General features: G+C 50.1%; 6 protein-coding genes. 1 reads left to right on the forward strand and 5 read right to left on the reverse strand.

The genetic code is table 11. The features are described 5' to 3' along the window. Window positions 1–365: 365 nt before the first annotated feature. The 4 genes from HMPREF3168_RS01525 to leuS form a co-directional block, all read right to left on the reverse strand. Window positions 366–1,709 carry a hypothetical protein gene (locus HMPREF3168_RS01525; protein WP_070488125.1) on the reverse strand — a complete coding sequence of 448 codons (1,344 nt, stop codon included), beginning with the start codon at window positions 1,707–1,709 and terminating at the stop codon, window positions 366–368. A gap of 161 nt (window positions 1,710–1,870) precedes the next feature. Next, complete coding sequence (ppsA, locus tag HMPREF3168_RS01530) at window positions 1,871–4,285, reverse strand: phosphoenolpyruvate synthase (protein ID WP_070488127.1); 2,415 nt, start codon at window positions 4,283–4,285, stop codon at window positions 1,871–1,873. 395 nt (window positions 4,286–4,680) lie between these two features. Continuing rightward, window positions 4,681–6,300, reverse strand: coding sequence for a putative polysaccharide biosynthesis protein (locus HMPREF3168_RS01535; RefSeq protein ID WP_003611756.1), 1,620 nt, complete (start codon window positions 6,298–6,300; stop codon window positions 4,681–4,683). Between the two features lie 94 nt (window positions 6,301–6,394). Continuing rightward, window positions 6,395–8,809 carry a leucine--tRNA ligase gene (gene leuS / locus HMPREF3168_RS01540; RefSeq protein WP_070488130.1) on the reverse strand — a complete coding sequence of 805 codons (2,415 nt, stop codon included), beginning with the start codon at window positions 8,807–8,809 and terminating at the stop codon, window positions 6,395–6,397. Window positions 8,810–9,105: 296 nt separating this feature from the next. Between leuS and HMPREF3168_RS01545 the strand changes: the two genes are divergently transcribed. Beyond that, the gene (locus HMPREF3168_RS01545; protein ID WP_003611755.1) at window positions 9,106–9,765 is read left to right on the forward strand and encodes a phosphatase PAP2 family protein; all 660 of its coding nucleotides are present in this window, start codon (window positions 9,106–9,108) and stop codon (window positions 9,763–9,765) included. Between the two features lie 54 nt (window positions 9,766–9,819). Here the strand turns inward: HMPREF3168_RS01545 and HMPREF3168_RS01550 are convergent. Further along, a partial coding sequence (locus HMPREF3168_RS01550) for an MFS transporter (protein WP_070488132.1) occupies window positions 9,820–11,086 on the reverse strand: 1,267 nt, incomplete at its 5' end.

Consider the following 11,086-nt stretch of genomic DNA (forward strand, 5'->3'; position numbering starts at 1 on the left):
TTCGATGAACTTGATCTTGTCTTGCATTTCGTAGATCGCGTTCATGGTTGAGTCAAAAGAACCACCTGGGAAACCGTAGAGGTGGTCAATGCCCCACTTGTACATAACATCTAAAACGGCGTTTGCGCCCTTAATTTTTGCCATAAGTGAATCTCCTTACAATTAATTCCTTTAAAAGTTACTTACAGTAATAATTATAGACTCCCTGTAAGCGCTGTCAACATTGTGAAAAGATTAATTTTATCCAGCCTGGATATTGCCAGGACAATCTTCTGCTTTTCGCAAGCAAAAAATACTTCTATGAATATTAGGCAAAGTTTTATTAATGAAAGCATGCAAAAAGCAGATCGTCAGATCCGCCTTTTTTAAACTTCTTCAAATTCGATGATGATCTTGGTTGAGATGTAGGCTGGTGAAAATTCACCCCGGTTGTACTTCTCGACCTTCATGAAGCTATCCTTGGATGAAAAGACGTATTCAGCCAGTTCTTCCAGGCTGGCAAACTGGTCAGTGTAGAAAGTCCCCTTTTCCGTAACCAGCTTCATCTTGCCGGCAAAAAGTTCCCGCCGCTTAGAGTAATTGTTGGTCCGGTTCTGGTTTTGGTAGCCGTTTCTCTGGTTGTTTCTGCGCTTGCCGTAATTGCCCCGGCCCCGCTTGTCGTCGTTAGTGCGCTTTCTAACAACAAATTGCTGGTCATTGGCCGGCTCATCGCTCTTTTCCGCTGGCTTTGCTTCTTCCTTGACTTCTGGCCCGCGGCCTGGCTTGTCAGCCTCCTCAGCCTTGTGTTCGGCTTCCTCGCTGTCATCAAAGGTAAAAGGCAATTCAACTTGCGGGTGTTCAGCCAACTTTTCCGTTGCCGGGCGCGGCGCCTTCTTGATAAAGCGCGGGCCAGCTGGCTTATCTTCTTCTTTGACTTCTGGCCCGCGGCCTGGCTTGTCAGCCTCCTCAGCCTTGTTTTCAGCTTCCTCGCTGTCATCAAAGGCAAAAGGTAATTCAACTTGCGGGTGTTCAGCCAACTTTTCCGTTGCCGGGCGCGGCGCCTTCTTGATAAAGCGCGGGCCAGCTGGCTTATCTTCTTCTTTGACTTCTTCTGCAGCAGACTTTTCTTCTTCTACTACTTCTTCTTTGACTTCTTCCTCTGCAATAGTCTCTTCTTTGTTTTCATCCTCTACTTGGCTTGCTTGTTCTTGCTTTTCTTCCTCAGCAGGCTTTTCTTCCGTCTTTGCTGCTTCTACAACTTCTGCAGCTTCTGCTTTGCCTTCAACTTCGGTAGTCTTTTCTTCTGCTTGCGTGGTCTTTTCTTCTGCCTTTGCTTCTTCTGCTCCGAAGTGGTCATTGATGTACTGGATGGCGCTCGGACCCCAGTATTTCTTGTTGTGGTTCTTTTCATCAACAAAGTCTGGCTTCAAGTCCTTGTGTTCCCGCAAAAAAATCCGCAGCTTCTTCTTGCCCAGGCCAGTAGTTTCCGCCAAGGCATTGATGTCCAGCAGGCCATTGTCGGTTGCCGGCGAAGCTGCCGACTTGGGCAGGACCTTGCCCAGTTCTTGGAAAATCTGCCCCACCGCTCGCTCATCATAAAATTTATTGCCGCTGGGATCAGTCAAGGTCGGTTTGAACTTGAACTTCATGTTGATCAGGTAGTAGACCTGCTGCTGGGAAACCTGTGCCAATTTTGCGATTTGATCCATTGAGTAGTATTGTTGTGCCATTTATCTGCTTTCCTCTTAACTTAAAGTGCCGCTTTTTATTAAAAAAATGATGATAATTCATTTTTAATTTTACGTCAAATTGGCATGAAATGCTTGATTTTTGCAATTATTCAACAAAAAAGCCGCTCCTTTTGGAGCGACTTATGGTCAAATCAATCTAATTACCATTCGTAGTCTTCAGTATCCTGCATCCCCAGGCCAGTAGCCTTGTCCAGCAGAATTCTTTGTTCAAAGTGCGCTACGTTGAGCTTGGTTTCCTTAACCATGTCCGGGTTTACGGAAACATAGTCAATCCCGCTCTTAACCAGGAATTCAGTGAAGTCTGGGTATTCTGAAGGTGCCTGCCCGCAGATAGATACGGTCTTGCCATCCTTGTGGGCGGTCTTGATCAAGTGGCGGATTGCCCGCTTAACAGCCAGGTTGCGTTCGTCGTAGAGGGCGGAAATGGCATCGTTGTTCCGGTCAGTCCCCATGATCAGCATGGTCAAGTCGTTTGACCCGATTGAGTAGCCGTCAACGTACTTGTTGAACTTGTCAGCCAAAATGATGTTGGATGGAATTTCCGCCATCATGAAGACCTTGAAGTCGCGGCTGCGCTCAAGCCCTTCATCAGCCATGATCTTGGTTACCTTTTCTGCTTCTTCAACAGTTCTGCAGAATGGGATCATGACATTCAGGTTCTTCAAGCCGAATTCGTTTCTAACCTTCTTGACTGCTTCCAGTTCCAGCTTGAAGGCTTCGATGTACTTCGGGTCGTAGTAGCGGCTTGCCCCGCGCCAGCCAAGCAGGTCAGCTGGTTCATGCGGTTCGTACTTGTCCCCGCCCTTCAAGTTCCGGTATTCGCTGGACTTGAAGTCAGAGAATCTCAAGACGACAGGTCTTGGGTTCATGGCCCGGCAGACCTTGCTGATCCCGTTAGCCAGTTCGTTGACAACCCGTTCTGGGTGGCCGGTTTCGATCAAGTAAAGCGGGTGCTGGTGGATGTAAGTGGTCCAGAGGAATTCTTCTCGCATCAAACCGATACCATCAGCTGGCAAAGTTGCGTACTTTTCAGCCAGGTCCGGGTCACCCAGGTTCATCATGACTCTGGTTGCCGTTGGCGGGAAGTATTCAGCTGCAGCCATTGGGGCAGTCTCGGCCTTCTTTGGCTTAACGACTTCGTCAGCCACCCCTTGGTAGACAACCCCGTTCTTGGCGTCAACCGTTACTTCCTGGCCGGTCTTCAGCAATCTGGTTGCAAAGGTCCCCCGGCTGGCAGTACCAACGATACATGGGATCTGCATTTCCCGGGAAACGATAGCGGCGTGGCAGGTCATCCCACCGTTGTTGGTAACAATAGCGGCCGCCTTCTTCATGGCTGGGACCCAGTCTGGTGAAGTCATCAAGGTAACCAGGATTTCTCCTTCCTTGAAGTCACCGATGTCCTTCGGGTCGTCAATTACGTGCACGATACCTGAAGCTACACCAGGGCTGGCTGGCAGACCCTTGACCAAAACCTTATTGGAGCTTGGAGCCTTAGCGTCAGTTGCTTCCTTGGCGCCGCCCTCCTTCTTTCTTTGTGACCAAACAGTTTCTGGCCGGGCTTGAACGAGCCAGAGCTTGTCGTCTTGGTCTCTGGACCATTCCATGTCCATGTAGCAGCCATAGTGCTTTTCAATTTGTTTAGCGTAGCCGGCAAGTTCAATAACTTCTTCATCAGTCAAACATGGACTCTTGGCCATGTCTTCTGGGACGTCTCTTTGTTCAACCCCGCCGCCTGGCAGACGGATCAATTCAATGTTCTTGTTGTTGATGGTCTTGCTTACGATCCGCATGCTTTCCTTGTCAACTTCGAAGTTGTCCGGGGTAACCGTCCCTTGGACGATGTATTCACCCAAGCCCCATGAACCTTCGATCATAACCTTGGTGTCATCACCGTTGGCAACGTTGACCGTGAACATAACCCCGGCTGACTTGGAGAAGGCCATCATTTGGACAGCGGCTGACAGTGCCACCTTCTCTTGCGGGAACTTCTGCTTGATCCGGTAGTAGGTTGCCCGGTCAGTAAACAGGGAAGCGTAGCAGTCTTGGACCTTGCGGATAACGTCCTTGCGGCCTCTAACGTTAAGGTAAGTGTCTTGTTCCCCGGCGAATGAAGCGTCTGGCAGGTCTTCAGCCGTAGCACTTGAACGTACGGCAACGTATGGTTCGTTTTGTCCGGTCATCTTGGCCAGTTCGTCATATGAGTTGCCGATGTCTTCGGCTAAGTCTTCCGGCATTGGTGCCTCGCGCATGATCTTTCTGATCTGGCTGCAGACCCGGTGCAGTTCTTCTGAGTCTTCCGGGTCCTTCAAAGTTGCCAGCAAGGCATTTACCTTCTCATTCAAGCCATTGACTTCCATGAAGTGCCGGTAGCCGTGTGCGGTCGTTGCGAAACCATAAGGCACTGGCACGTCAGTACCTGAAGTCAATTCACCCAATGATGATGATTTGCCCCCAACCAGGGCCACGTCAGCGCGGCGCAGTTGGTTAAACCAAAGAACGTATGCATTTTCGCGTTCTTCTTCAGTCAATTCCTTCTTGTCGTTAATTTCCATTGTTTTCACCTCATATCACTCGGCTTGTAAGCCTTTTCACTATTGATTATTGTCCTTTTGTGAAAAAATGTCAACATCTTCTTACAAGTTTTTTGGAGGGATTCGCTGTAACCGTTTCCTTTGCTAAAATAACAGTATTTTAAAAAACATTTTTTGTTAAAAGTCCGGCAACTATTGAATTATTTTTATTCACAAGCTAAAAAATACTTTTATCAAAAAACTGCTTCGTCCCTTACCGGACCTAGGCTTTTTGTAATTTTTTCGCAAGATTTTCTCCATGAATAAACGTTTTGGACAAAAATGAAAAAGGAAAAATACCCAAAAGAGGAAAAATACCCAAAAGAGGCGCAAAAAAAGATCCTCCAAATGGAGGATCCTTAACTGGCTCTATTCTATTATCTGAACTTTTGCATGATCCGGGTCACCCGGCTGCCCAAAATGTTTTCAGCCAGGCCGGTCTTAAGACTCAAGGCCCCGTAAACAAGCACGCCGACAGCTACCGCCAAGCCGCTGAGTAGCATGGCTGACAAGCGCCGGTAAGGGCTGAGGAAGAGGCCGCCCAGCTTAACGGCAGCAAAGACCGCCGCGAACATCACTATGGAGAAGCTGGCAATCCCGATAAAGCGCCGCATGATCCGGTCAGCCCGCCAGCGATATTTCACGCTAAGGTGCTTGAGGGACATGGCGATGACCGCCAAAAGGCCAAGGTTGGTCGCCAAAAGCGGACCATAGACCTTGAAAAGGCGGATCATCGGATACTGAACGATCGCTTTGATGACCAAACCAAAGATCAAGTAGCGGATGGCATACATGTTCTCGTCCAGACCCTGCAAGATGGCCATGAGGACCGTAAACATCCCCAAGCTGATGGCCGTAAAGGAGGACAGGTACAAGACATGGGCCCCCAGCCGGTCATAGCCGTAGAAAATGGTGTACAAGGGGTCTGAGATCGCGGCCATCCCCAGCGAAGCCGGCAATAAGACGAACAAGAAAAGTTCCAAGGTATTGCCGATCTGCCGGGAAATATCCCGATAGTCCCTTCTGGCGTGGGCCCCTGACAAGAGCGGAATAGCCGTAACCGCCATGGCCGTTGACAGGGAGACCACGATCATGATCAGCTTGTTGGCGTTCAAACCGAACAAAGCATACCAGATTTCGACCGTGTCATAAGGCACGTGCATGAAGCTGGCGATCATCGGGTGGAAGGTATACTGGTCCACCAGCTGAAAGATGTTGATCCCGGAGTCAATGATGATGAAGGGGATCGACTGCTGGATGATTTCAAAGAGCAGGCTGTTGGTTGAAACCTGCACCTGGTTGTTGGACTGGGCAATCAAAGGATCAACCGTCCGCTTCTGCCTAAGGTAAAAAATTACCAGCAGGCCAATACCGAACACGGCCCCGATCGCGGCGGCCAGGTTGGACTGGGTTACCGCGTCGACATAGTTGCCGTGCTGGACCCGCATGATCACATAAGCCGTCAAAAGCATCCAGATCACCCGGGCCAGCTGTTCCACGAACTGGGACATGGCACTGGGCATCATGTCGTTGAAGCCCTGGAAATAGCCCCGCAGGATGCTCAAGATCGGAATGATCAAAACGGCCAAAGCCAGGCTCCGGATCACCGGTACTTCCTGGGGGTTAAAGCCAGACAGCGGCAATGCCAAAAAGTACATGCAGGCCGTTGAGATAATCCCGAAGACCCCCATTAAGGCCAGGCCGTGCCTGAAGAGCTTGCGGCCGACCCCGTACTCATTCAGGGCATTGTACTTGGCGATCTGCTTGGCGATCGCCCCTGGAATGCCCGCGGTGGAGATGATAATGAACAGGCTATAGATGTTGTAGCTCTTCGCCGTCAGAGAGTTGGCCAAGTTGCCATACTTTCCCATCCAGGCATACCAAGGGATGATATAGATCGCCCCGAGAATCCGCGACAGGATCGAGCCAATAGTCATCCAGGCCGAGCCCTTTAACAACTGGGCCTGGGAGTTGGTCTGTGATTTGTTCTTTGCCATAAAACTTTCCTAATCTTTATACTTCAACCTACTATCATATTCCTGATCCAGTTTGAAATATACCATAAATTGATTTTTTAGGAAAATTTTAGATTTATTTGGCAACAATGTTCACGATCTTGTTTGGCACGACAATGACCTTCTTGATCTCCTTGCCTTCCAAAAATTCCTTTACGTGCGGCAGAGCGGTTGCGGCAGCTTGGGCTTCTTCTCTGCTTGCGTCCTTGGCGATTTGGAAGTTGCCCCGCTTCTTGCCGTTGACCGTAACCGCCATTTCAACCGTGCTTTCAACCAGCTTGCTTGCGTCGTAAGTTGGCCAGGCAGCAAACTGCACGCTTTCGTCGTGGCCGAAGACATGCCAGATTTCTTCCATCATGTGCGGAGCAACCGGAGCCATCAGCTTCACGAAGCCTTCAGCGTATTCCCGCGGAATCTTGTCGACCTTTTGGCAGGCGTTCATGAAGACCATCATTTGGGAAATAGCCGTGTTGAAGTGCAGTTCTTCAAAGTGTTCCGTAACAGTCTTGACCGTTTCATTGTAGATCTTGTCCAGCTTGCCGTCGTTTTTGTCAGTGATCTTTTCAGATGGGATCGGATCCAGGTCTAAGTCATTGACAAAAGTCCGCCATACCCGGTCAAGGAACTTCTTAACACCGGAAGGACCGTTGTCATCCCAGTCAATAGACGCGTTCAAAGGCCCCATGAACATTTCGTAAGTCCGCAGGCTGTCGGCACCGTACTCGTCAACGACGTCGTCTGGGTTAACCACGTTGCCCCGGGACTTGGACATCTTTTCATGGTTCTTCAAGATCAAGCCCTGGTTGTAGAGCTTTTGGAACGGTTCCTTGGTTGGAACGACGCCCAAGTCGTAAAGAACCTTGTGCCAGAATCTAGCGTAAAGCAGGTGCAGGGTCGCGTGTTCTGCCCCGCCGATGTAAAGGTCAACTGGCATCCACTTCTTCAAGAGTTCCGGGTCAGCCAGGGCCTTGTCGTTGTGCGGGTCAATGTAGCGCAGGAAGTACCAGCTTGAACCAGCCCATTGCGGCATGGTGTTGGTTTCCCGCTTGCCCTTCCGGCCGTTTTCGTCAACAACGTTGACCCAGTCAGTCAAGTTGGCCAGCGGGCTTTCCGGAGTGCCGGACGGCTTGATGTTGCTTTCCTTAGGCAGGCGCAGCGGCAGTTCGTCTTCTGGCACCAAAGTGGTTTCCCCGTCTTCCCAGTGGATGACCGGGATTGGTTCACCCCAGTAGCGCTGACGGGAGAAGTTCCAGTCCCGCATCTTGTAGTTGACCTTCTTTTCGCCGACGCCCTTTTCAGTCAGCCAGTCAACCATCTTGGCCTTGGCTTCTTCATTGTGCAGGCCGTTCAAAAAGCCTGAGTTGACGTGGACCCCGTCACCGGCAAAGGCTTCCTTGCTGATGTCGCCGCCTTCAACGACTTCCTTGATTGGCAGGTCGAACTTAGTGGCAAAAGCGTAGTCTCTTTCGTCATGGGCTGGAACGGCCATAACTGCCCCGGTCCCGTAAGTTGCCAAAACGTAGTCAGAAATCCAGACTGGCACTTCTTCCCCGTTAACCGGGTTGATAGCGTAAGCACCAGTGAAGACCCCGGTCTTGTCCTTGTTCAAGTCAGTTCTTTCCAGGTCAGACTTGGATTCAATGGACTTGATGTAGGCGTCAACGGCTTCCTTTTGCTCTGGACTGGTGATTTCCTTAACCAGTTCGTTTTCCGGGGCCAAAACCGTGTATGAGCAGCCAAAGAGGGTGTCCGGCCGGGTAGTGAAGACGGCAAAGCTCTTGTCTGAGTCCTTGATCTTGAAGGTTACCTGAGCCCCAACTGAGCGGCCGATCCAGTTTCTTTGCATTTCCTTGATCGGTTCTGGCCAGTCCAAGTCGTCCAGGTCGTCCAGCAAACGGTCAGCATAAGCAGTGATCTTCAGCATCCATTGCCGCATCTTGCGCCGGTAAACCGGGTAGCCGCCCCGTTCAGTCTTGCCGTCGATAACTTCTTCGTTAGCGACAACCGTGCCCAGGTCTGGTGACCAGTTAACCGGTACTTCAGCTTCATAGGCCAGGTCCATCTTGTACATTTGTTCAAAAATCCACTGGGTCCACTTGTAGTAGTTCGGGTCAGTAGTCTTGATTTCCCGGTCCCAGTCATAGGAGAAGCCCAAAGCTTGCAGCTGCTTCTTGAAGTGGGCAATGTTTTCGTCGGTGAAAGTTGCCGGGTCGTTACCAGTTTGCAGGGCGTATTGTTCTGCCGGCAGACCGAAGGCATCCCAGCCCATTGGGTGCAAGACATTGTAGCCTTGGGCCCGCTTCATTCTGGCCATGATGTCAGTAGCGGTGTAGCCTTCCGGGTGACCAACGTGCAGGCCCTTGCCAGATGGGTAAGGGAACATGTCAAGAACGTAGTACTTTGGCTTTTCCGGGTCAGTCCCGGTCTTAAAAGTCTTGTTTTCCAGCCAGTACTTTTGCCACTTCTTTTCGACAACTTTATGGTTGTACATCTGATAAATCCTTTCCTAAAAACAAAAAACGCCCTATGTTCAGACATAGGACGTATTGTTTCGCGGTACCACCTAAGTTCCACGCTTTCGCGTGACACTCAAATGTTTCTTAAAGCGAAACAACACTTTGGCATTGTCCGGGTGAGTTCAAAATTCCTCTTTCAAGCCTCGCAGCCACCGGCTCTTCTCTGAAGAAAGAAAAATTTCTACTAGTCCCTGCCCTTTATTATTTTCTCGATAACGATTATACTTTACCACATGGATAAAATTTTTCAAGGGAGAAAAATTAAAAACAATTGAATACGAAAGAAAATAAAGTCAATTATCAGCCGCTTTTAATTTTTGGCGGTGCCTTCAGCCTCTTTTTTGCTTTTTGGGTTTACCTGATTGCCAGCAAGAATCCCTTTATCAAGACTTTTGATACGGTAGTCTACAATGCAATCAGAAACAACAATCCGGTCGAAAGGCAGCTGGCCTTTTACTGGACCCAGCTGGGCAATACCTTGACGATCACAGTCTTTACCGTGGTCCTGGTTCTTTTCCTGGTCTACCAGCGAAACTATATCCACGCAGTTTTTGCCAGCTTAACCATGATCGCGGCAAACGCCTGCAACTCAATTATCAAAAATATCATCCAGCGCCAGAGGCCCCGGATGGACAAGGCGGTTCAAGCCGATGGCTTCTCCTTCCCGTCCGGCCACTCGGTCGGTTCCATGACCCTGGCCTTGGTCTTGATCGCCCTGCTCGTCGTCTTGGTGAAAAAGAAGCCAGTCAAGACCTGGTTGATCGTCTTCTGCGTCTTCTTCACCCTGTCGATTGGCTTTACCAGAATGTACCTGCACGTCCACTGGCCAAGCGACGTCTTAGGGGGCTGGTGCGAGGGCCTGGCCTTCAGTTCATTGGCTAGCTGGCTCTTTTTCAAGGCCTTGGACAAAAAGAATAAACTAAATCCTTAATAAAAAATCTGCTCACATGCCGTGAGCAGATTTTTATTTGCGTTCATATTTTAACTAGTCCTTCTTTTGCCGGTAGATATGGTTGAAGACCAAGGACAAAAGCAAGGCAATCAGAGAAACGATGTAGATCCCCCGCATGGATGAATGCAGGATCTCCCGCAGAGGGGCCAAAACGGCCGGATCCAGGCTTTTAGCCTGGACTGGGGAGACAATCTTGTTCATCATCTCGCTGGTCAAGGAAGGCTGCTTTTTGAGCCCGCTGGCCACGACCACGTTGAAGGTCATACCGTAGAAGACCATCATGACAGTTTGACCCAAGTACTTCATCAGAGTGTTAAAGGAAGTTGCCACCCCTACCTGGCTCTTGTCAACCACCATCTGGGCCCGGACCTGGCTGGCCGTGGCGATACTGCCGAAGCCGATCCCGTTGAAGACGGCGATCAGGCAGAAGACCCAAAATGGCGTGTAGGTCGGAATCAGGATGAAGGCCAGGTCTGCCCCGATTAAAAGCAAAAGTGACGCGTCAAAGTACTTCTGTGTCCCCCACCGGCCCATAAGGTCACCGGCTAAAAAGGACCCGCAGACCCACAAAAGGGAGCTTGGCGTAATGGCGAAGCCGGCGATTGAAGCGCTGACCCCGTTGATCCCCTGCAGCCAGGTCGGGATGTAGAATTCAAAGCCGATCACGACCCCGGAAACCAGGAGCTGCAAGATGTTGACCGCCAAAAATTCCTTGTCTTTTAAGATGCTGAAAGGAATGATCGGGTCAGCGGCTGTTTTTTCCACCTTGGTAAAGGCCCAGAGGCTGACCAGCATAATTGCTGCTAAAAGCAGCAGAGTCCAGTTAAATCCTTTTTCCAGCCCCTGCAAAAGCAGCATTAGGGATAAAAGGAAGATAACCAGGCTAAAGCTGCCCTTGAGGTCGATCTGTAATTTATTTTTAGCAAAATCTTCATGCAGGTAAAAGGCAACCAGCAAAAAGGCGAGCAAGCCGATCGGCACATTGATCATAAAGACCCAGTGCCAGGACAGCTTTTGGACGATAAAACCGCCCAAAAGCGGGGCGATAACCGAAGCCAGGCCCCAGAAGCCCGAAGTCAGGCCCAGCATTTTAGCCCGCTTGTCAATATCATACATGTCCGCTAAAACCGTCACCCCGGCTGTCTGGATAGCCCCTGAACCAAGTCCCTGCAGGACCCGGAAGATGATCAATTCCACCATCGAGTGCGAGAAACCGCAGAGGGCTGACCCGATCACGAAGAGTCCAATGCCAAATAAAAAAACTGGCTTGCGTGATGTGACCCCCAAAATTGGGACAAAT

Origin of the sequence: Lactobacillus sp. HMSC08B12 (genome assembly GCF_001808415.1) — a bacterium.
In the GTDB taxonomy this organism is placed as follows: Bacteria; Bacillota; Bacilli; order Lactobacillales; family Lactobacillaceae; genus Lactobacillus; species Lactobacillus delbrueckii.

Bases quoted from the DNA above. Each gene is read 5' to 3' on its own strand.
- ppsA (WP_070488127.1), bottom strand. From the start codon at position 4,285: ATGGAAATTAACGACAAGAAGGAATTGACTGAAGAAGAACGCGAAAAT.
- leuS (WP_070488130.1), bottom strand. From the start codon at position 8,809: ATGTACAACCATAAAGTTGTCGAAAAGAAGTGGCAAAAGTACTGGCTG.
- HMPREF3168_RS01525 (WP_070488125.1), bottom strand. From the start codon at position 1,709: ATGGCACAACAATACTACTCAATGGATCAAATCGCAAAATTGGCACAG.
- HMPREF3168_RS01535 (WP_003611756.1), bottom strand. From the start codon at position 6,300: ATGGCAAAGAACAAATCACAGACCAACTCCCAGGCCCAGTTGTTAAAG.